Origin of the sequence: Flavobacterium sp. GP15 (genome assembly GCF_014281985.1) — a bacterium.
In the GTDB taxonomy this organism is placed as follows: domain Bacteria; phylum Bacteroidota; class Bacteroidia; order Flavobacteriales; family Flavobacteriaceae; genus Flavobacterium; species Flavobacterium pygoscelis.
Window position 1 is genome coordinate 105,263 of sequence record NZ_JACFTC010000007.1, and the last position, 20,113, is coordinate 125,375.

Sequence of the window (20,113 nt, forward strand, 5' to 3'; positions counted from 1 at the left end):
CAATGAAAAAAAATAAACCATTAATTCTGATCACTAATGATGATGGTGTATCGGCACCAGGTATCAGAGCTTTAATTTCAGTCATGTCAGAATTGGGAGAGGTAATAGTTGTCGCGCCAGACTCACCACAAAGCGCTATGGGACACGCAATTACAACTAACAGCACTCTATATTTAAACAAAATCTCTAATATTAATGACCCAATACAAGAGTATAGCTGCTCTGGAACTCCAGTTGATTGTGTGAAATTAGCTGTAAATGAAATTCTGAAAAGAAAGCCAGATTTATGCGTTTCCGGCATCAATCATGGCTCAAATTCATCTATAAATGTGATCTATTCTGGCACAATGAGTGCTGCAGTAGAAGCAGGAATAGAGGGAATTCCTGCAATTGGCTTCTCATTGATGGACTTTAACTGGAATGCAAATTTTGAACCCATTAAAAACTTTGTAAGAAAAATAGCTTTAGAGGTTTTAAAAAATGGATTACCTGATGGAGTAGTTCTAAATGTGAATTTTCCAAAATTAGAAGAAAAAGAAATTAAAGGAATTAGAATTTGTCGTCAAGCAAAAGCACGTTGGATGGAAAAATTTGATAAAAGAAAAACTCCCCAAGGAAGAGATTATTACTGGCTTGCTGGAGAATTTGTAAATCAGGATAAAGGAGAAGACACAGACGAATGGGCTTTAGAGAATAATTATATTTCTGTAGTTCCGGTACACTTTGACTTGACTGCACATTACACAATACAACAACTTAACACTTGGAAATGGGATGAATAAAAGAGACTTACTATTGGGATTTTTAATCGGTTTAGCAACTACATTACTGGGATCTTATATCTTTATAACTTTTTTTACTGATTTTAAATTTATAGCTGGAATTCAAATACTTAAATCACAAGGCAGTCTGGGCAAAATAATAACTTTAGGTTCTATTATGACTCTTATTGCTTTTGGTTTATTTTTAAAATTAAATAAAGAAATGATGGCCAGAGGAGTACTTCTTGCCGTAATTGTACTGGCAATACTTACTTTATTTATATAACAAATCATATTAACCTATCTTTGCTATTCAGAAAAAGTTGAAAAAAATCGAAAATTATTATCGTTCGATTTGTAAATTATTAATCGAAATACAACATGAAATATTATATAATTGCTGGAGAAGCTTCAGGTGATTTGCATGGCTCAAATTTAATGAAACAAATTTACGAGCAAGATCCTAGTGCAGATATTCGATTTTGGGGAGGCGACTTAATGACTTCCGTTGGAGGAACTTTAGTTAAACACTATCGCGATTTAGCTTTTATGGGGTTTGTTGAAGTGATTTTTAATTTAAAAACAATACTTGACAATATTAAAATTTGCAAGAAAGACATCACTGAATTTCAACCTGATGTACTTATTTTCATTGATTATCCTGGCTTTAATTTGAGAATAGCAAAATGGGCAAAAACATTAAATATAAAAACACATTATTATATTTCTCCTCAGATTTGGGCCTGGAAAGAAAGCAGAATCACAGAAATCAAGAGAGATATCGACAAAATGTATGTTATCCTTCCTTTTGAGAAAAAATTCTATGAGCAGAAACATGATTTCCCAGTAGAATTTGTAGGTCATCCTTTGATAGATGCTATACACAATCAGCCTCAAATAGATTCAACACTTTTTAGAAGCGAGAATCAATTGAGTAACAAACCTATCATTGCTATTTTACCAGGTAGTAGAAAACAAGAGATTAAAAAAATGCTTTCTGTAATGCTAAGTGTTGTTGCTGATTTTCCTGATTATCAATTTGTAATTGCGGGTGCTCCAAGCCAAGAGTTTTCTTTTTACAAACAATTTATTACGCAAGACAATATAAAATTCATTTCGAACAAAACATATAATTTATTGCAAAATGCAACTGCGGCTTTAGTTACATCTGGAACTGCAACGCTCGAAACAGCACTTTTTAAGGTGCCAGAAGTTGTTTGCTATAAAGGCAGTTGGGGTTCTTATCAAATTGCCAAACGAATTATAACACTTAAATACATCTCACTGGTCAATTTAATAATGGATGAAGAAGTTGTAACTGAATTAATTCAGGACCAATGCAACACCAAGCGAATTAAAGAGGAACTTGAAAAAATATTAAATAGCACTTATAGAAATACTTTATTAGAAAAGTATGCGTTATTAGAAAAACAATTAGGAGGCGTTGGAGCTAGCAAAAAAACGGCAGCACTGATTATCAATAGTTTAAAATAAATTAATATCTTACAATTTAAACATTCAAAAAATCGCCTTTTGAAACATTTTATTACACTAGTAATACTAGCAAGTTTATTTGCCTCATGTAAAGCAAAATCACCTATTGTAACTTCTAGAAATGGAATTTCAAAGGAGAAGATAAGCCGTACAGAAAAAAGAAATTCAGAGAAATCAATTGATCATCTAATAGATTTAGCTACCGATAATGTAGGCGTAAAATACAAATATGGAGGAACCAGTAAAGCCGGATATGATTGTTCCGGATTAATGTTTACTGTTTTTAGTTCAGAAAACATCATATTACCACGAAATTCTTATGAGCAATCAAAAATAGGCGTTGTTTTAAATCAAAAAAAAGATCAAGTACAAAAAGGAGATTTAGTTTTTTTTAAAACCAATAAAAGCAGCCAGATAAATCATGTTGGAATTGTAATTGAGGTCTTTAACGAGGAAATAAAATTTATTCATTCCTCTACTTCAAAAGGCGTTATAATTTCCTCTACTAAAGAGCCCTACTACAAAAACACTTTAGTTCAAATTAATAGAATCCTATAATCTAGTACAATTCTTAAATCAATTGCGTTAACAAAAAAATACATACAAAAATAAATTTATTTTATTGAAAATATGTAATTTAAAGTTATGAAAGTAATTCATTTCCCGTTAGCGAGAATAACGATAGCATTTGTTTTAGGCTTATTACTAGCTTATTACATAAAAATCCCTATTAGTATTGTTTTCAGCATTCTTATTCTGCTATCTATTTTACTTATTTTTATTTTTTATACTTATAAAAACAAACAAACTACTTTTTTCAGTGTCCTAACTTATCTTATTTCTTTTATAGTTGGTATTTCAAATCAAATCATACACACGGATTATTATCAAAAAAATAATTACATCCATGACGCCAGTTTATTTGAAAAAACCCATTCTATAAATATTACAATTAGAGAAAAATTAAAAAGCTCTTCTTTTAGCGATCGCTATATAGCGATTGTAAATGAAATCGATCAAAAATCAAAATCCGGTAGAATCTTATTAAACATTCAAAAAGATAGTATTGATCACGATGTAGAAATTGGAAGTAATTTACTCCTAAAAGGAAAATTGAGTAAAAATAAATCTGCTGATAATCCTAATCAATTCGATTACAGTAAATATCTAGAAAATAAACAAATTTACGCGCAGATTTACTCACATGCTGACGATATAAAAAAGAGATCAAAAATCCAAAAAAGCATTTGGTACTTCTCCTCAAAATTAAGAGCTCGGATTATAAAAAATCTACAAAAAAACAATTTTAATAAAACTGAATTAAATGTTGCTTTGGCATTAATAATGGGACAGCGACAAGAAATTGATCCAGAAATTCTTCGGGATTATCAGTATGCCGGCGCAATTCATATCTTGTCTGTCTCCGGACTGCATATAGCATTCGTACTTCTCTTTGTTAGCTTTATACTAAAGCCTTTTCCTAATACAAGAAAAGCATCCTTAATAAAGCTAATTATAATCATCATCTCTTTATCACTATTCGGAATAATTGCTGGTTTAGCACCTTCAGTTATTCGATCTGTTACTATGTTTTCTTTTGTTGCAATAGGAAATCATCTTAGAAGAAGTGTCAATATTTATCATACCTTATTGGTTTCGATCCTCTTAATATTGCTATTTCAACCTTCCTTTTTATTCGATGTAGGTTTCCAATTAAGTTACATCGCTGTATTTTTTATAGTATGGCTTCAGCCCCTTTTTTCTTCTTTATGGACACCTAAAAAAAGATTTTTTAAATATATGTGGTCTATCTTAACCGTTACGTTTGCAGCACAAATAGGAACACTACCAATAACCATTTATTACTTTCATCAATTTCCAGGTCTATTTTTCGTCACAAACTTGATCATAATACCTTTACTAAGTATTATAATGGTTTTAGGAATAGTTGTAATGATTTTAGCTGCTTTCAATAGCATTCCCCTATTTTTATCAAATTTACTTCAATGGAGCATATTTTGCCTAAACAAAATAATTAACACAATTGCTTCATTTGAGCAATTTATAATCAAAGACATTCCATTACACTTTTACATGTTGGTAAGCGGATATCTATTTATTATTACCTTAATCATTTGGTTTAAGAAACCCAACTTTACCAGATTAGTTACAGTTATGCTTTCCATTATTATAATTCAACTTTGTTTTTTTAAAACACATTTAAATGCTATCAAAGAAAAAGAACTAATTGTATTCAGCGTAAAAAAAAGCACCTTAGTTGCAGAAAGAATAGGCAACAAGACAACCATTTATACCAAAAAAGAGGGATTAATAAATTTATCCAACAATAACATTTTAAAATCTTATTGCAGTAGTAATTTTAGCTCTATAAAAAACAATAAAGAATTAAAGAACTTTCTTTATTTTAATAATAAAAGGATATTGATTTTAGATAGCACGAATTTATCAGCCCACAATACACATCCCGACTTACTATTATTAACACAATCACCTAAAATTAATTTGGATCGAATACTAATCAATAGCAAACCTAAAATGGTAATTGCTGATGGCTCTAATTTTAATACCGTACTAAAAAGATGGAAGGAAAGTTGTAGAAAACAAAAAATCCCTTTTCATTCGACAAATGAAAAGGGATTTTATATCTTAAAATAAATCTATTCTTCTTCTTCAGCTCTAAAATTTAAAATTTTAGTTGAAGCATCGATCCAAGATTTAACACCTCCAGGTTTATAGCCTATCTTGCCTAAAAGCCCGTAATTAATTTTATTTTTACGTATTGTAGCATTTGTATAGCATATTTGAGGCAACTCCTCTACACCGAAAGCTTTTTGTAAAGACTGATTGCGTTCAATATTCTCATTATTTGGACCTGGATTTAAATCTAATTTTACTAAAATCACATTGTCTCTAGACCACAAAGCAAAATCTAAAGTTTTTAAAATTTGCGAGTCTAAAAGTCTATCTGAATCATTGTTGTTAGTGAACAAAATTAGTAAAGGTTTTTTTTGATCTTTACTAGCTGTTATTGCGTCATTAATGTCTGTATTCCAGTTTAAAACCTGAGCCTCAATACTTAAGGAAAGTAAAAGTGTCAACGATAAAAGTATTTTTTTACACATATATGTTATATTTATTTGATTAGTTTATTGTTTTGGAAGAAGTATTCTAGATAAATTGTTAATAATTCTTTAAAATTAACAAAATTAATAGAATATCCAAATTAAAAATTATAATTTATGATTAATAATTTTATTAGCTACGTCTAACCAAGCTGTTGGCCCACCGGCAACATATCCAGTACTTCCTAAGCCTTCAAAATTTATCTTTCCATCCTTTTTAGTACTATTAACCAGTACGATTGTTGGAAAGCCTTGAATGCCAAAAACTTGCTGCAATTCGTTGTTTTGTTTTTTAATTTCAGGAGTCTGATTTGTTCTTCTTGGATAATCTAATTCAACTAAAACCACATTTTCCTTAGCCCACTTGGCAAACTCAGGTGTTTTTAAAACTTCATTTTGTAAACGAATGCACCAGCCACACCAGTCGCTTCCGGTAAAAAATAACAACAATGGTTTTTTTGTTTTATTAGAAACTTCCATTGCTTTACTAACATTGGTTTCCCAAATTAATTCTTGAGCTTCAGCGGCAAATGAACCCGCAAATAACAATAAAGCGATTATGATTTTCTTCATTTTATAATTTTAATTTTTATCATTTTCAAAAATGATGCCGAAACGAAATTTATTTTACTTCTTGCATTAATTTTTTAATCAATGGGGAAATAGCGATCAATAGGACACCCGCCACTAATGAATAAATTGCTAATTGATAATATCCATCTGTGTAAGACTGTAATTTGGACATTAAAGTTGTTCCATTATTCGATTGAGAAATTGCGGCACCCAGCTTACCAGCCGCTAGTTGACCAAAAGCACTTGCTAAAAACCACAACCCCATCATCATTCCGAATAACTTTTTAGGAGACAATTTGGTAATGATAGACATTCCAATAGGACCAAGACAAAGTTCACCGATTGTAGTTACAAAATAAGCAAAAGCAAATAAGTTTAAAGAGGTAATCCCTTCAACATTTGCAAAAAATTTAGTGTAATAAAACAAGTAAAAGGAAGCAGAAAGGAATAAAAACCCTATTCCAAATTTTATTAAAGTATTCGGTTCAAGTTTCTTTTTTCCCAACCAAAGCCATAACATTCCGATAAGAGGACTTAGAATTACAACAAAAAAAGTATTCGAACTGTTATTTACCACATTAGGATCTATAGTAAAACCCAACAAATTACTATTCAAATTATCTTTTGCAAATAGTGATAGTGAACCACCACTTTGCTCATATATAGCATTAAATAAAAAATAGAAGAAAATAAATAGAAAGGCTGCAAATAATTTTTTCTGCAAGTTAACCTCACCCAATTTAAATAATTCATAAGCAAAATAAGCAACCGCTATTATTCCAATAGTATACATGAAATAATCCGTGTAATCCGTGTTTTTTACCATTATAAAAATTAACGGAATACTTAGTAAAGATCCTAAGTAAACCGCAATTTCACGAGTTTTTCTTTTAGTATCTGTTAAACCCAAAAGAGGAGAATCCCCTATTGGCCCCAAGTGTTTTTTTGTAAAAAGAAAAGTCACTAAACCTAGTACCATTACAATAGCTGCAGCAAGAAAACATAAAGTCCATGAATGGTATTTCCCTAGATAGATGCATAAAGCTCCACCTAAAAGCCCACCAATATTAATTCCTGCATAAAACATTCCAAAACCGGCATCACGTCTTGGATCATTTTCATGATACAACTCACCAACCATCGAAGAAATATTAGGTTTAAAAAAACCGGTACCAATAATAGAAAAGGCTATTCCGTAATAAAATAAAGTTTGAGGAGAAAAAGCGATCAATAAATTACCAATAATCATTACAATACCGCCAAAAAACAGGGACTTTTTGAATCCTAGAATTTTATCGGCAAAAATTCCACCAATAAATGTAAAAGCGTAAACAAACGCCTGAATTGCACCATATTGTAAATTAGCCGCTGCATCTTTTAGCAACAATTGATCTACCATAAAAAAAGTAAGAACACCGCGCATTCCATAAAAGCAAAAGCGCTCCCACATCTCCACTATAAACAAATACCAAAGTTGTTTAGGATATTTCCCTTCAAAATTCTGTATTTGTTCAATTGTTAAATTATTTTCCATACAATCTAATTTATACCGTGATCTTTCATCACTTTATTTAAGTTTTTAACCAAAGCAAACATCAAAACCGTTGCAAACATTAACAGACCGAAGTTGATCCAAAAGAAATTGGCTTTATCATCATAAGTGTCCCACATACTCGCCAAAACACCGCTTAATTTATTTCCTATTGAAGTAGATAGAAACCAACCACCCATCATTAATGCTGTGATGTTCTTTGGAGATAATTTTGACACAATAGACAATCCCATTGGACTCAGAAATAATTCTCCAACAGTTATAATTCCGTAATTTGCCACTAACCACCAAACAGATACTTTTTCTGTACCGTTACCACCAATATGGACCGCAGCAACCATTACCAATACCGACAAGGCCGAAATTAATAATCCAAATGCGATTTTAGTTGGTGTTGAAGGTTCTTTTTTTCTACTTCTTAAGAAAGTAAAAAATGCTACGATTAAAGGAGTCAAGATAATTACCCAACCTGGATTAATAGATTGACTTAAATTGGTGGCCCAAATGGTAACTTTAGAACCTTCTGCAGGTTTCTCACTTGCTGCAACGTTTCTAAAATAAATTGGATAATCAACAGTTTTAACTACTTTCCCATTTTCTTTTTGAAGTCTAAAACTAGCATCATATAACTCGGTAGAGTCTTTTTTATAATCTACTTCTTTAGATAATTTAAGACCATTAAATACTGCTTTTGTATTTCCAGTAATTTCTCTGTCCGTATAACGATCCGCCCAAGTTGTTAGTGCAGAACCATTCAATTTAAAAACAGCCCAGAATAAAATAACCACCGCAAAAATAGATAGTAACGCTCCTATTTGTCTTTTCTCTTCTACTTTAGCTTTAAAATATAAACTTCCGTAAAAATAAACAACAGGAATACAAGCAAAAATAAAAGCATCGGTGCTATCAGAACCAAAAATAGCACTGTCTAAATTTGTAGCAGAAGCCACTCCTTTTAGCAACCAACCTATTACTCCAAAAATCACAGAAGGAACTAAAATATAAAGTACAATTTTCGAAAAAGGCATATCACCTTCTTGAATTCCTTTTTTCTCCGTTTTATCTCCATAATGTTTGGTTCCCATTAGGAAAACAATAACACCAATAAACATTCCTAGTCCGGCAGCCATAAAAGCAAAGTGCCAACCTAATAGAATCTGTAAAGCAGCACCAAAGAAGTTACAGATAAAAGCACCTACATTGATTCCCATGTAGAAAATATTGTAGCCTTCGTCTTTTTTGTCTTTAAATCTTTCTTCGTCATAGAAATTACCTAATAATGTAGAAATATTAGGTTTAAAAAATCCGTTACCAACAATAACCAATGTCATGGCAACATAAAGCATAGTCAAACTATGAATTCCCATCATAAAATAACCCAATCCCATCATTAAACCACCTAGAACTATCGATTTTTTATAACCTAAATAGCGGTCAGCAACCAAACCTCCAATAAAGGGAGTCAAAAATACTAATGCTATAAAAGTTCCATATAAATCGGATGCTTCTTTTTCGGTCATAGCAAATCCAGATTCTACATCTTTTAAATATAAAGTAAAAATTCCGATCATTAAATAATAACCGAAACGTTCCCACATTTCAGAAAGAAAGAGGAATGGCAATGCCTTTGGATGATTTTTCCACATAATTTAGAATAGGATTAAAATTAAAAATTACCTAGTCAAATAAATTGACTAGGTAATAGATTTAAGGAATCAAATATTATCGCACACCGTGCATCATTTTCTTTAATACTGGCGTTAGAGCAAATAAAACTACTGCTGCCAATCCGCAGAGAACTACGAATACCATAAAAAATTCGAAAAGATTATGAATTTCAAAGCCAGCAAAAATAGGATTTGAAGGACTTATTTGTGCTTTCTCTAAAATAACTAACTGTTCTGGAGAAGCTGTAAATGTCTTATTTAACAAACCTTCTAAATCTATCCCTAATTCTTTTGCTTTCAAAAACTTGTCTCCTGTAGCAGGAAGAATAGAGCCTAAAGTTCCTGCCAATGCGTAACCTGCTGCATTGGATAAGAAAAACACACCAAATAATAAAGAAGAAAAACGTTTTGGAGATAACTTACCTACTAGAGAAAGTCCTATTGGTGACAAACATAATTCGGCAAAAGTTTGAATTAAATACAAAAGAATAAGCCACTTAATAGCTAACAAACCGCTATTTCCTAAATCTTTTACATTATATGCTAATATTAAATAACTTAAAGCGATTAATGCTAAACCTATTGCTTGTTTAACAGGTGAAATTGGTTCTTTTCCAGATTCTCTCAATTTATCCCATAGAATACTAAATGGGAAAGCAAATGCAAAAACAAAAGCACCATTAAATATCTGAACCATTGATGGTGGCATATTCCAACCAAAGAAATTTCTATCCGTTTGATTATCTGCAATAAAAGTTAAGGATGATCCTGCCTGTTCGAAAGCCGCCCAAAAGAAGATAATAAAGAATGCTACAATATAAATAACGAAAATCCTGTCTCTTTCTATTTTTGTTAATGAACTATCTGAAACTATTAGTCCTGCTAAGGTTAATCCACTTGCATAAATTATAGGATAAATTATAGTTTTTACAAAATTTTCTCCACCTAGAATATATCTAAAAACAAAGAAAAGAGTAACGAAAGCTATCGCAGAGATAACTAAAGATTTTTTAGTAAAAACAGCTTGTTGCGCCTCACCTTCTTCATATTCCGAACCATCATTTTGAGATGGCAAACCTCCTAATGGCTTCCCTTCTGGAGTAACTACATACTTGTTTTTTAAGAAATAGAACACTAAAGTACCCACTAGCATTGCAATTGCAGCTGCTAAAAATCCCCATTTGAAAGCATGAATATCTCTAATTCCGCCAACATCTTTAACATCTCCTACAAGTGGACAAATCAATTGACCTAGAAAAGCACCTAAATTAATACCCATGTAAAATATTGTAAAAGCAGTATCTAATTTGCTTTTTTCTTGTTTTGGATATAAACTTCCCACCATTGAGGAAATATTTGGTTTAAAGAATCCATTACCAAAAATAATTATCCCTAATGCTGACCACATTAAAGTCGTTGCTAAATTTAAATTAGCATCAAATATACTTGCGCTAAAAAACAGTAAAAACTGTCCAACAGCCATCATTAGTCCTCCGAGTAGAATACAATTTCTATTTCCAAAAAATCGATCTGCAACAAAACCTCCTAACATTGGTGTTAAATAACAAAGTCCTAAAAATCCTCCATAAATAATTGAGGCATCAGCCTCTTTCATCATAAGAGCATTAATCATAAATAATGTTAAGATTGCTCTCATTCCGTAGAAATTGAAACGCTCCCACATTTCTGTTCCAAATAATACCCAAAGGCCTTTAGGATGTCCTGACTTTACTGCTATTTCACTCATTTTTTATATTATTGATATTAATTTATTATAAATTCTCTTTGATGTAATTAGTCATTTTTGTGTACAACTGTATTCTAGTGTTCCCGCCATAAATACCATGATTGTTGTCTGGGTAAATTTGCGAATCAAATTGTTTATTGGCTTGAATCAAAGCTTCCATCATTTGCATAGAATTTTGAACGTGCACATTATCATCTCCTGATCCGTGTATCAAAAGAAACTTACCTTTTAATTTATCTACATGATTAATTGGTGAGTTTTGATCGTATCCGCTTGCATTTTCTTGAGGTGTTGTCATATAACGTTCTGTGTATACGCTATCATAAAAACGCCAGTTGGTTACTGGAGCCACTGCAATTGCCATTTTAAAAACATCATTCCCTTTTAAAATACAATTAGAAGCCATAAAACCACCATAAGACCAGCCAAATATACCGATTCTAGATTTATCTACAAATGAATAATTGCCTATAACTTTTGCAGCATCAATTTGATCTTCTACCTCGTACTTACCTAATTCAAGTTGAGTTACTTTTTTAAATTCGGCACCTTTAAATCCAGTTCCTCTTCCGTCTACGCAAGCTACAATGTACCCTTGTTGTGCCAACATCATAAACCAATAATCATTAGAATTAATCCAACTATTAGCTACTTGTTGTGATCCAGGACCTGAATACTGAAACATAAATACTGGATATTTTTTTGAAGCATCAAAATCTTTTGGTTTGATAATCCAAGCGTTCAATTCATTTCCTTTATCCGTTTTTAAAACAAAAAATTCTTTAGCTGGTAAATCGTATGCTTTCAATTTTTCGCTAAGAGCATCATTATTTTGAATAACTTTGATTTCTTTACCTAATTTTGATTCGTTCAAACTATATTTTGTTGGCTGAGATGCGCTAGAAAATGTACTAATATAGAATTGAAAATTAGGACTAAAAGTCGCTTTCGTAGTTCCAATTTCTTTAGACAAACGCAATTTATTTTTACCATCAAGACTTATTCTATAAACATCTCTATTGATAGAACCATTTTCAACAGATTGATAGAATACAGTATTTGTTTTTTCATCTAATCCATAATATTCGGTAACGTCCCATTTTCCCTTAGTCACTTGATTTTTTAACTTTCCATTTTTATCATATAAATAAATATGATTGAAACCATCTTTCTCTGATGTCCAAATAAAACTATTGTCTTTTAGAAACGTTAAATTATCCGTTACATCAACATACGCTTTGTCTTTTTCGTTCAAAACCACTTTTGCAATTCCTGTATCTCCATTTACAAACACTAAATCCAAATTGTTTTGATGACGATTTAATACCTGAGCAGATAAGGTATTAGCATCATTAGTCCATTTCATTCTAGCGATATAGAAATCAGTATAATTACCTAAATTGATGTTTTTTACAGCATTGGAATTGACATCATAAATATGCAAAGAAACTTCTGAATTTTTTTCTCCTGCTTTTGGATATTTAAAAGTATCAATTGTTGGGTACAAATCTTTTCCAAACATTGACATAGAAAATTCTGGTACTTTACTTTCGTCAAAACGAATATAAGCTAATTTTTTACTGTCGGTACTCCAATCAAATGCTCTTACAAAAGCAAATTCTTCTTCGTAAACCCAATCCGTAATACCATTAATGACACTGTTTTTAATACCATCAGAGGTAATTGCGGTAGATGTATTAGAAGCTACATCATATACAAAAAGATTATTGTCTTTAGCATATGCTATTTTTTTTCCGTCAGGCGAAAAGGTAGGCTCTTGAACTTTAAAGTCAAATGGTTTTTTAAGTTCTTTTGTAGCAATGTTGTACACATAATAATCTGCTGTGAAGGAATGGCGAAAAATTTGATTGCTATTACAAGCTAATAATATCATTTTTTCTGAAGCATCAAAGGTGTAACTATCAATACCATTTGCTAAGGCAGCAAATGATTTTGTATCAATTAAGGTTGATACTTTTTTTAAAGTTTCAAAATCATATAAATCAATACTCATACTGCGAGATTGTCTATCTACATTAAGAACGGTATATTGGTTTGTATTTTTTAAGGATTGTAATTCATCCATCCCTTTGGTGCGGAATGTGCCATTGTAAATCTCATTTATCGTGATTTTTTGTTGCCCTACAACGGTAAAACAGACAAATAAAAATAAAGCTATAATTCTTTTTGAGTACATAGTATATATTTAAAGATAAAAACCGTCAATTTTAGTGAAAAAATTACAATTAACAGTTGTTTTTTATGTTAAATGTAAAAATTAATATTATTGACAAATTTGCAGTCTAGATAAATTGGTTGCAAACAAAACCGCTAAAACCGTATATTTGCGGTTAATTATACCATAATCAATTGAGAATGAATAAGGCTATTAGTGGATTTTCTAAATTATCCAAAGAAGAAAAAATAAAATGGATTGCAAATGAATATTTTTCGACCCCTACAGAAGCTATTGCCTTACTGAAAAACTACTGGAATTCTGACGAAAAAATACAGCAGTTGCATGATGAATTCATCGAAAACACCATTACAAATTTTTATATACCATTGGGAGTTGCTCCAAATTTTCTAATTAACGGAAAATATAGCACTATTCCGATGGCAATTGAAGAAAGTTCAGTTGTAGCTGCTGCTTCTAAAGCAGCTAAATTCTGGTCTACTCGTGGCGGATTTAAAACGACTGTTATAAACACTGAAAAAATAGGCCAAGTTCACTTTATATATACCGGAGATGTTTCTAAATTAAATTTATTTTTTGCTCAAACTAAGAATAAATTCTTCAACCAAACAGAATCCATAACTGTTAATATGCAAAAAAGAGGTGGTGGAATTTTAGATATAGTTCTAAATGACAAAACTGATTTACTGCCTAATTACTTTCAGCTACATACCACTTTTGAGACCAAAGACAGCATGGGAGCTAATTTTATCAATTCTTGTTTAGAACAATTTGCAAAGACATTAAAAGAAGAAGCGCATAATTACGATCTATTTACTCAATCGGAGAAAGAAATCGAAGTAGTTATGAGCATACTTTCCAATTATGTTCCTAATTGCCTTGTCAGAGCTGAAGTTTCGTGTCCCGTATCTGAATTAGAAGAGAAACACATTCCAAATCCTGAGGAATTTGCTCATAAATTTATTCAAGCTGTTCAGATTGCGGAAGTTGAACCGTATCGTGCTGTAACGCACAACAAAGGAATTATGAACGGAGTTGATGCTGTAGTACTTGCAACAGGCAACGATTTTAGAGCTGTAGAAGCTGGAATTCATGCTTATGCATCTAAAAACGGAAAATACTCGAGTCTTTCTCATGCAAAAATAGAAAATGGAATTTTTACTTTTTGGCTAGAAATTCCTTTAGCTTTAGGTACCGTTGGCGGATTGACTTCTTTGCACCCATTAGTAAAATTATCTTTAGAAATGCTAGAGAAACCTTCGGCAAAAGAACTAATGCAATTTGTAGCCGTAGCTGGATTAGCGCAAAATTTTGCTGCGTTACGTTCCTTAACCACCACAGGGATTCAGGAAGGACACATGAAAATGCATTTAAACAACATCATCAATCAGTTTGAGGCTAGTGATGAGGAACGCATTTTAATTCAGAAGCATTTCAAAAAAAACACCGTTACTCACAGTGCAGTAGTAACATTTATTGAAGAGATAAGAAAATAACAAACAGCTCTTTGACAGATTGAGACCATCAAAGAGCTAAAAAATACTGAAATAAATTCAGCATAAATGAAAAAAACATTCTACAGTAACGGAAAACTTTTAATCACGGGAGAATATCTCGTTCTTGATGGCGCTAAAGGATTTGCACTTCCTACCAAATTTGGTCAAAATTTAATTATTGAAGAAGGAAATAAGCAAGAATTTCATTGGAAGAGTTACGATGCTGATGGAAGTATTTGGTTTGAAGACACTATTACTTATAATGACCTAATAAACGAAATTGATCTTGAAGAAGAATCTGTAAAAACTACTTTGACTATCATCCTAAAAGAAGCGTTCTTACTAAACCCAACATTCATGGATCCTTCTAAGGGATTCAAAATTACCACAGAGCTTAGTTTTTCAAAAAGCTGGGGCTTAGGAACATCATCTACCCTTATAAACAACATTGCGCAGTGGTTACAAATTGATGCCTTTAAGCTACTTCAAAATAGCTTTGGAGGAAGTGGTTATGACATTGCCTGCGCACAAAACAATACTCCTATTTTATACCATCTAGAAAATGGAAAACCAATTATAGAACAAGTTTCTTTTTCTCCCGATTTTATACCAAACATTTATTTTGTATATCTCAATAAAAAACAAAGTAGCAAAATTGCAATTGCCGGTTACAATAAGAACAGAAAAAATAATTTAGAGAAAATAATTGCTACAAATGATCAAATAACAATTCAGGTTTTACAAGCAGAAACCGTTGAATCGTTTGCAAAAGCAATTCAGAAGCATGAAATAGATATGAGTTTAATTCTTGAAATGCAAACAGTAAAAGAAGCTTCATTTCCTGATTTTACTGGAACTATAAAGAGTCTTGGTGCTTGGGGAGGCGATTTTGTAATGGTAATTAGCACTGAAAACCCAACAGACTATTTTGTTGAAAAAGGATATACAACTGTTATCCCTTATGCTGAAATGATATTAAACTAACTGTTTTGAAGCATACTCTTTTCAGTAGCAAACACAAATTACAACTTTTATAATTATGTAAGGCCATCAATAGAAAGGAGGAAGTTTGCAGATACAATTCAATCCTGACAAATAAAACACAAAAGAGATTTCTAAATAATTCATTTTTTTTATTGATAGAAGTCTCAACTTATTATGCATATTCACTAATTAGTTCAAAATTATAGCACAAAAAAAAACCGATACATTTTAGATGTATCGGTTTTTTTAAACCTATAAGATATAAACTAGTAATTAAACTGTTGTCTATTATCTTTAATTTTAGCGTTTCCTTTTAATGCAGGAATTACTCTATTTACTTCAGCACCATTTTGAGCTTCTATTTTTGCAACGTATGTCTTATAATCTTTCAACGCTGGAGCTTTAACTGTACTTGTGTTTTTCACAACATAAACACCAGTATTTCCTTCAATTGGAGCCGATAATTTATTTGCTGCTAAAGCAAATGCATTCCCAACTACTTTTGGCTCAGGTCCAACATTTGGCAACATTGCATTTTCCATAGTAATATCAGTTGCTTGTTGCACTGTACCACCAACTGCCTTAGCAATTGCTTCAAGAGAAGAACCAGTCATTTTAGCTTTGATTAGTTCTGCTTTTTTCTTGTTTTTAAGTATTTGCTCTACGTAAGGTCTCGCAACCGAAACTGCTACTAAACCAGATTTATCAATACTTTTAACTTTAGCAATAACGTGTCCTACATTGGCTACTTCAAATCTTTTTACAGAACCTTGTTTTACATCATTTTCAAAAGCCCATCTTACGATGTTTCTTTGTTTTCCTAATGAACCAAAATTCTCATCCATTCCTTTTACAGAAACTGCTGGAGCAACAGTAAGACCCATTTCTTTAGCGGCTTTGCTAAAATCTTTATCAGCAGCTTCCATTTCAAATTTGATTGCTTGTGTAAACATTTTATCAGAAGTTCCTTCTGAAGCTTGAATTTTTTGAGCTACAGTTGCCAAACGAATTCCGTCTTGCTTGTCTGTTATTTTAATAATATGAAAACCAAAATCTGTTTCAACTAAACCTACTTTACCAATTCCGTTATTAAAAACAAAATCATTAAAAGGCTTAACCATTTGGTTTGGACCAAAATAACCTAAATCACCACCTTGTTGAGAAGAAGAATCATCAGAAGCAGTAAATGCTAACATTAAGAAACTATCTGGATTTGCAGTTACTTGAGCTAAAATACTTTCTGCTTTTGCTTTTGCTTCTGCTTTAGTTCTTTTTTCTTTTTTATTTGGAACTTGAGTTCCTTCATAACTAATTAAAATATGACTTGCTTTAGCATTAACCCCATTTTTCATACCCATTGATCTAGAAATACAATAGTACTGACCAAAAATGTAAGGACCATAAACAGCACCTGGAGCAAGGTTAAATAATTTATCAGCATCAATAGCTGGTAAATCTTTTTTAGCAATATAAGTTGAATCATAAGGAATATCAGAATTTGAATTCACAAAGTCAATCACATTTTTTGTAGTTCTAAATCCTGCTACAGTATCATTTTTTCCTGTTGCTTGGTTGTACACCACACTTCCAGTTAATAATGCACTAATTTTAGATTTTATTTCTGCCTCGTCTGCTGGAGATGGTTTATCTTCAATTAAAACGTATTCTACTTCACGAGACTCGTCTGCTTTGAATTTTTTTTCGTTTTTCTTCATGTAGTCTACAATTTCAGAATCAGTAACTTTTACATCACTATCTTTAATTGTTGAATATAAACCGGCAACGTAAGCAAAGTTAACTTTGTTTGCTTCCATTTCGTATTTCATCTTACCTTCACTCTCAGTTGTATAAACTGCTGCTTTTATCATTGTGTTATACATTTGATATTTCGCATTAAGTTCAGCGTCTTTTTCTCTGTCTTTCAAAAATTGAGCTTGCTCCGGATTAGACTTGAAGTACTCTTTAAATTTAGCAACATCAAATACACCAGCTGCATTCATAAACAATGGATTTCCACCAATATTTTGATCTGCTTTTAAAACTTCCAATAAGTGTTTTTCACCTACTCTCAATCCTAATTTTTCAAACTCCGAAGACAACAAAGCGATAGAAACTTCTTGCTCCCAAACTCTGTTTGCTGCTTCAGTTGAAGTAATCCCTTGCCCACTTTTCTCAACATTACTTACTTTAACTCTAAAGTCTTCAAATGAGATATCTTTTCCATCAATGCTTCCTACATCTTTTGATGTGCTGTTGAAACCACCGCTGTTGAATATATCACCTATGATAAATGCTAATAAACAAAACCCGATAACAAGTATCAGAAGAAGTGAACGTTGTCTAATTTTTTGTAAAACTGCCATTTTATTGTTGTTAATTTTTATATTCAGTTTGCGAAAATACAATTATCTAGTTAATAATAATACTAGTAGCGTTTTATTTTGCAAGAATTTTTACTTTCACAATAAAAATCACTCTTGCACGCTCATTTTAACCAATTCTATTTTCTTGTTTGTAGCCTCTTGTATTACAAAATGATAGCTTCCTACGGTAATAATAGCACCTTTTTGTGGAATTTCTTTAGTAAAATTGACAATAAATCCGCCAAGCGTACCATAGGAGTCTTCCTCTGGAATATTAAGTTTATATTTTTCATTAAGATACTCAACATCTAAGCGAGCTGAAAACTGATAACTACCATCATCGAGTAGGTTTTCTATCAACTCTTCCTCCGAATCGTGCTCATCTTCTATTTCGCCAAAAAGTTCTTCTACAATATCTTCGATAGTAATAATCCCTGAAGTACCGCCGTATTCATCTAAAACCACAGCAACACTTTTTCGTTTTTTAGTCAGCAGATTCATGGCATCTTTTATAAATATGGTTTCTGGAACAAACTCTACAGAAATTACAATTTCTTCAATATTATTGGGTTTTTTAAACATATCAAAAGAATGCACATAACCAATAATCTCATCAAAAGATTTTTGATAAACCACAATTTTAGAGTAGCCAGTTTCGATAAACAATTCTCTTAAATCTTCTATCGAATCGAATAAATCTACAGCTACAATTTCAATCCTAGGAGTCATTACATCTCTAGCTTTTACACCAGAAAACTCTAATGCATTTTGAAACATTAATATCTCTGAATCTACTAATTCATTGTCTTCTACAGTGCTCATTTGCTCTGTAATATAATCTCCAAGTTCTAATTTACTAAAAAAAAGAGGCGTGATATCACCCTCTGTTTTAAAGAATTTTCTCAATATAAAATCTGAAATTCCTATAAAAAATGCTGAAATAAAATAAAAAATCTTGTAAAAAACATAAGCCGGAATCGCAAGAAATTTAATTAATGAATTGGCATAAATCTGGAAGAAAACTTTAGGAAGAAACTCTGCCGTAACAAGAATTATCATTGTAGAAACAACAATTCTTATTATTAAAGCCAAACTAACCGAAAGCGGATTTGAAAAAGACAGTAGCCAATGCGTAAGCAATTCGCCCATAAAAAAACCGTAAACAACCATTGCAATAGTATTCCCTATTAACATGGCAACAATGAAATTTGTAGGCTTTTCAGTAAGTTTAGTCAGTATTTTAGAAAGAAAATTATCTTGTTTTTTTTCAATTTCAAGATATATTTTATTCGACGAGACAAAGGCAATCTCCATTCCTGAAAAAAAAGCACTTAGTATTATACACAATATGATAATACTAATCTCCACTATTTAGAGTTGTTATTTCTATCTTCAAATTTTTTAGCATATTTTCTTCTAAAAAAGAACATAAAAATAGCCAAAGCGGCAATTATAAAACTCAACCAAGGAGTTCCTGTTTGTGGGTCTATCAGTTTAGTAACTCCACCATAGATGAAATAAGCAGCAAAAAGCAGATAAACGTATTGTGTTAATTTTAGGTAATTCATGGTATTATTAATTATTCATTGGTTTCTACTTCGCCAGTAATTTTTTGAGAATTAATGACTTTAAAATCTTTACTAAAATCTATTCCTTGGCCGTTTGAAACTCCTTTTGGATCGGTAAACTTAAATCTACGCTCTGTAAAGAACCATTCGTTTTTTTGATCAAAATAAAGCTGTTCCGTCTCTAATATTTGACCATCTTCGGTATATATTTTTACTTTTCCTTGCAAATCAATAATACTAGATCCTTTATATGAAATTGCATAATTAGACCTAATAAAGGTTTTTTTTGCCTTCTTATCATACAAAGTAACATCTATTCCTTTTGGAAATTCTGTAAAAGGGAAATTAACACTTGCGTAATCAAGCATCTTAGAACTAACCAAAATTGCAGTAATACGGCCTGAGTCGGTATATTTTAAATTAACCATATCAGCATCACTGCTTGGAACAAACTCGGAAAAGTTAATTTTTTGTATTTCTTTAAAATTACTTTCGCATCCAAAAAACAGAGTCACAGCAAAAGCTGTGACAATCTTTATTGTATTTTTTGTATTAAATAAAGTCATAC

At 31.5% G+C, this 20,113-nt stretch carries 17 protein-coding genes; 7 read left to right on the forward strand and 10 right to left on the reverse strand.

What is annotated here, in order from left to right:
• The first annotated feature begins 2 nt into the window (after nucleotides 1-2).
• From surE to H2650_RS13640, 5 genes are all read left to right on the forward strand, one after another.
• Entirely contained in the window at nucleotides 3-782 is a 780-nt protein-coding gene (gene surE / locus H2650_RS13620; protein WP_188051368.1) for a 5'/3'-nucleotidase SurE, read from the forward strand.
• Nucleotides 775-1,047, forward strand: a complete 273-nt coding sequence (locus H2650_RS13625; protein ID WP_188051369.1) for a hypothetical protein — start codon at nucleotides 775-777, stop codon at nucleotides 1,045-1,047. The genes surE and H2650_RS13625 overlap by 8 nt, the downstream gene beginning before the upstream one ends.
• A 95-nt stretch (nucleotides 1,048-1,142) precedes the next feature.
• Nucleotides 1,143-2,255, forward strand: a complete 1,113-nt coding sequence (lpxB, locus tag H2650_RS13630; protein ID WP_188051370.1) for a lipid-A-disaccharide synthase — start codon at nucleotides 1,143-1,145, stop codon at nucleotides 2,253-2,255.
• A 39-nt stretch (nucleotides 2,256-2,294) separates the two neighbouring features.
• On the forward strand, nucleotides 2,295-2,813 hold the full coding sequence (locus H2650_RS13635) for a C40 family peptidase (RefSeq protein WP_188051371.1): 519 nt from the start codon (nucleotides 2,295-2,297) through the stop codon (nucleotides 2,811-2,813).
• Nucleotides 2,814-2,900: 87 nt separating this feature from the next.
• Nucleotides 2,901-4,931, forward strand: a complete 2,031-nt coding sequence (locus H2650_RS13640; protein WP_188051372.1) for a ComEC/Rec2 family competence protein — start codon at nucleotides 2,901-2,903, stop codon at nucleotides 4,929-4,931.
• 2 nt (nucleotides 4,932-4,933) lie between these two features.
• On the opposite strand, the gene H2650_RS13645 is transcribed toward H2650_RS13640, so the two are convergent.
• From H2650_RS13645 to H2650_RS13670, 6 genes are all read right to left on the reverse strand, one after another.
• Nucleotides 4,934-5,398: a thioredoxin family protein gene (locus H2650_RS13645; protein ID WP_188051373.1), complete on the reverse strand. Its 465-nt coding sequence runs from the start codon at nucleotides 5,396-5,398 to the stop codon at nucleotides 4,934-4,936.
• 108 nt (nucleotides 5,399-5,506) lie between these two features.
• Complete coding sequence (locus H2650_RS13650) at nucleotides 5,507-5,971, reverse strand: thioredoxin family protein (RefSeq protein ID WP_188051374.1); 465 nt, start codon at nucleotides 5,969-5,971, stop codon at nucleotides 5,507-5,509.
• 49 nt (nucleotides 5,972-6,020) lie between these two features.
• Entirely contained in the window at nucleotides 6,021-7,505 is a 1,485-nt protein-coding gene (locus tag H2650_RS13655; RefSeq protein WP_188051375.1) for a peptide MFS transporter, read from the reverse strand.
• Between the two features lie 5 nt (nucleotides 7,506-7,510).
• On the reverse strand, nucleotides 7,511-9,169 hold the full coding sequence (locus tag H2650_RS13660) for a peptide MFS transporter (RefSeq protein ID WP_188051376.1): 1,659 nt from the start codon (nucleotides 9,167-9,169) through the stop codon (nucleotides 7,511-7,513).
• A gap of 76 nt (nucleotides 9,170-9,245) precedes the next feature.
• Nucleotides 9,246-10,937, reverse strand: a complete 1,692-nt coding sequence (locus H2650_RS13665; protein WP_188051377.1) for a peptide MFS transporter — start codon at nucleotides 10,935-10,937, stop codon at nucleotides 9,246-9,248.
• A gap of 25 nt (nucleotides 10,938-10,962) precedes the next feature.
• Nucleotides 10,963-13,134, reverse strand: coding sequence for a S9 family peptidase (locus tag H2650_RS13670; protein WP_188051378.1), 2,172 nt, complete (start codon nucleotides 13,132-13,134; stop codon nucleotides 10,963-10,965).
• A gap of 179 nt (nucleotides 13,135-13,313) precedes the next feature.
• Here H2650_RS13670 and H2650_RS13675 point away from each other — a divergent pair, with 179 nt between their 5' ends.
• The gene (locus H2650_RS13675) at nucleotides 13,314-14,630 is read left to right on the forward strand and encodes a hydroxymethylglutaryl-CoA reductase, degradative (protein WP_188051379.1); all 1,317 of its coding nucleotides are present in this window, start codon (nucleotides 13,314-13,316) and stop codon (nucleotides 14,628-14,630) included.
• A gap of 66 nt (nucleotides 14,631-14,696) precedes the next feature.
• The gene (locus H2650_RS13680; RefSeq protein ID WP_188051380.1) at nucleotides 14,697-15,614 is read left to right on the forward strand and encodes a GYDIA family GHMP kinase; all 918 of its coding nucleotides are present in this window, start codon (nucleotides 14,697-14,699) and stop codon (nucleotides 15,612-15,614) included.
• Nucleotides 15,615-15,880: 266 nt separating this feature from the next.
• Here the strand turns inward: H2650_RS13680 and H2650_RS13685 are convergent, their stop codons facing one another.
• The 4 genes from H2650_RS13685 to lptC form a co-directional block, all read right to left on the reverse strand.
• On the reverse strand, nucleotides 15,881-17,977 hold the full coding sequence (locus H2650_RS13685) for a peptidylprolyl isomerase (protein ID WP_188051381.1): 2,097 nt from the start codon (nucleotides 17,975-17,977) through the stop codon (nucleotides 15,881-15,883).
• Nucleotides 17,978-18,085: 108 nt separating this feature from the next.
• Nucleotides 18,086-19,345, reverse strand: a complete 1,260-nt coding sequence (locus tag H2650_RS13690; RefSeq protein ID WP_188051382.1) for a hemolysin family protein — start codon at nucleotides 19,343-19,345, stop codon at nucleotides 18,086-18,088.
• The gene (locus H2650_RS13695; RefSeq protein ID WP_188051383.1) at nucleotides 19,345-19,545 is read right to left on the reverse strand and encodes a hypothetical protein; all 201 of its coding nucleotides are present in this window, start codon (nucleotides 19,543-19,545) and stop codon (nucleotides 19,345-19,347) included. The genes H2650_RS13690 and H2650_RS13695 overlap by 1 nt, the downstream gene beginning before the upstream one ends.
• Nucleotides 19,546-19,556: 11 nt before the next feature.
• Entirely contained in the window at nucleotides 19,557-20,111 is a 555-nt protein-coding gene (gene lptC, locus H2650_RS13700) for an LPS export ABC transporter periplasmic protein LptC (RefSeq protein WP_188051384.1), read from the reverse strand.
• Nucleotides 20,112-20,113: the final 2 nt, after the last annotated feature.

Excerpts from the sequence above, each read along its gene's own strand:
- H2650_RS13645 (WP_188051373.1), bottom strand. The coding sequence starts at position 5,398 with ATGTGTAAAAAAATACTTTTATCGTTGACACTTTTACTTTCCTTAAGT.
- H2650_RS13675 (WP_188051379.1), top strand. The coding sequence starts at position 13,314 with ATGAATAAGGCTATTAGTGGATTTTCTAAATTATCCAAAGAAGAAAAA.
- H2650_RS13625 (WP_188051369.1), top strand. The coding sequence starts at position 775 with ATGAATAAAAGAGACTTACTATTGGGATTTTTAATCGGTTTAGCAACT.
- lpxB (WP_188051370.1), top strand. The coding sequence starts at position 1,143 with ATGAAATATTATATAATTGCTGGAGAAGCTTCAGGTGATTTGCATGGC.
- H2650_RS13640 (WP_188051372.1), top strand. The coding sequence starts at position 2,901 with ATGAAAGTAATTCATTTCCCGTTAGCGAGAATAACGATAGCATTTGTT.
- H2650_RS13655 (WP_188051375.1), bottom strand. The coding sequence starts at position 7,505 with ATGGAAAATAATTTAACAATTGAACAAATACAGAATTTTGAAGGGAAA.
- H2650_RS13665 (WP_188051377.1), bottom strand. The coding sequence starts at position 10,937 with ATGAGTGAAATAGCAGTAAAGTCAGGACATCCTAAAGGCCTTTGGGTA.
- H2650_RS13695 (WP_188051383.1), bottom strand. The coding sequence starts at position 19,545 with ATGAATTACCTAAAATTAACACAATACGTTTATCTGCTTTTTGCTGCT.
- H2650_RS13660 (WP_188051376.1), bottom strand. The coding sequence starts at position 9,169 with ATGTGGAAAAATCATCCAAAGGCATTGCCATTCCTCTTTCTTTCTGAA.
- H2650_RS13680 (WP_188051380.1), top strand. The coding sequence starts at position 14,697 with ATGAAAAAAACATTCTACAGTAACGGAAAACTTTTAATCACGGGAGAA.
- H2650_RS13685 (WP_188051381.1), bottom strand. The coding sequence starts at position 17,977 with ATGGCAGTTTTACAAAAAATTAGACAACGTTCACTTCTTCTGATACTT.
- H2650_RS13670 (WP_188051378.1), bottom strand. The coding sequence starts at position 13,134 with ATGTACTCAAAAAGAATTATAGCTTTATTTTTATTTGTCTGTTTTACC.
- surE (WP_188051368.1), top strand. The coding sequence starts at position 3 with ATGAAAAAAAATAAACCATTAATTCTGATCACTAATGATGATGGTGTA.
- H2650_RS13650 (WP_188051374.1), bottom strand. The coding sequence starts at position 5,971 with ATGAAGAAAATCATAATCGCTTTATTGTTATTTGCGGGTTCATTTGCC.
- lptC (WP_188051384.1), bottom strand. The coding sequence starts at position 20,111 with ATGACTTTATTTAATACAAAAAATACAATAAAGATTGTCACAGCTTTT.